The sequence below is a fragment of the Streptomyces calidiresistens genome (assembly GCF_014141525.1).
Lineage (GTDB): Bacteria > Actinomycetota > Actinomycetes > Streptomycetales > Streptomycetaceae > Streptomyces > Streptomyces calidiresistens.
In genome coordinates, this window is record NZ_VKHS01001097.1 from 1 (window position 1) to 1427 (window position 1427).

The window sequence follows — 1427 nt, forward strand, 5'->3', positions numbered from 1 at the left end:
GGCAGTCCCGCCCCTCCCAGGAAGGCCCCGACCGTGGATCCCTACGAAGGCATGTCCGAGCCCGTTCGCAAGGCGTGGGAGCGCAGCCTCACCAACGGCCGGGCCGCCCGAACCGCCCTGACCCGTCGCCGCCTGCTGGCCGGCACCGGGGCCCTCGGCGCCGGCGCGCTGCTCGCCGGCTGCGGCATCCCGCCGGCCGAGACCGGTGCGGCCGGGGAGGAGGAGGCCGCGCCGGATCTCTCCGGGGAGGAGAGGGTCCTCCACTTCAGCAACTGGCCGCTGTACATCGACGTCGACGACGAGAACCCCGGCTCCCGGCCCACGCTGGAGGCATTCGAGGCCGAGACCGGGATCACCGTCTCCTACACCGAGGACATCAACGACAACAACGAGTTCTTCGGCAAGATCCGCCCCCAACTGGCCGCCGGCCAGGACACCGGGCGGGACCTGGTCTGCCTCACCGACTGGATGTCCGGGCGGCTGATCCGTCAGGGCTGGGCCCAGCGCCTGGACCCGGCGAACCTGCCCAACGCCATCGCCAACGTCGAGGCCCGCTTCCGCACCGCCCCGCACGACCCGGGGCGCCAGCACAGTTTCCCCTGGACCGGGATCGCCACCGTCATCGGCTTCAACCGCCGCGCCACGGGGGGAGCCGACATCACCTCGGTGGGACAGTTGCTGGAGGACGAGTCCCTGCACGGCCGCATCTCCCTGCTCACCGAGATGCGCGACACCATGGGGATGGTCCTGCTCGACATGGGCAAGGACCCGGCGGCCTTCACCGACGACGACTTCGAGGCCGCGATCGCCCGGGTGCAGCGCGCCGTGGACTCCCGGCAGCTGCGCCGTTTCACCGGCAACGACTACCTGGACGAACTGAACTCCGGCGACATCGCCGCCTGCGTCGCCTGGGCGGGTGACATCGTCCAGCTCCGGATGGACAATCCGGACATCGACTTCTTCATGCCGGAGACCGGATACCTCTTCGGCACCGACGACCTGCTGGTTCCCGCCCTGGCCCGTCGGCGGGCCAACGCCGAGGCCCTCATCGACTACTACTACCGCCCGGCGGTGGCCGCCCGCTTGGCCGCCTGGGTCAACTTCATCTGTCCCGTCGTCGGGGCGCAGGAGGAGATGCGGGCCATCGACGAGGAACTGGCGGAGAACCCGTTGGTCTTCCCGAACGAGGAGATGGTGGCCAAGGGGGCGGTCTTCCGGCAGCTCGACGAGGACGAGGAGACCCGTTACGAGGACATGTTCGCCAAACTGATCGGCGCCTGAGGCCTCCCCCGGCCGTCGGCCCCCCGGTCGCACCCGGGGTTCCCGAGCCCACCGTTCCCGCGGGGTCGGGCCCGGAGCGCCCCTCTCCCCGGAGCACCGACCCGAGCTCCGCCCCGAACCGCTACCCGCCAACCGCCCCCCGCTTC

The 1427-nt window shown here is 71.2% G+C and carries 1 protein-coding gene; it reads left to right on the forward strand.

Annotation, left to right across the window (positions count from 1 at the left end; all coding sequences use genetic code 11):
* Positions 1-51: 51 nt before the first annotated feature.
* Complete coding sequence (locus FOE67_RS25670) at positions 52-1281, forward strand: polyamine ABC transporter substrate-binding protein (RefSeq protein ID WP_182667210.1); 1230 nt, start codon at positions 52-54, stop codon at positions 1279-1281.
* Positions 1282-1427 lie beyond the last annotated feature (146 nt).

Bases quoted from the DNA above. Each gene is read 5' to 3' on its own strand.
- FOE67_RS25670 (WP_182667210.1), top strand. From the start codon at position 52: ATGTCCGAGCCCGTTCGCAAGGCGTGGGAGCGCAGCCTCACCAACGGC.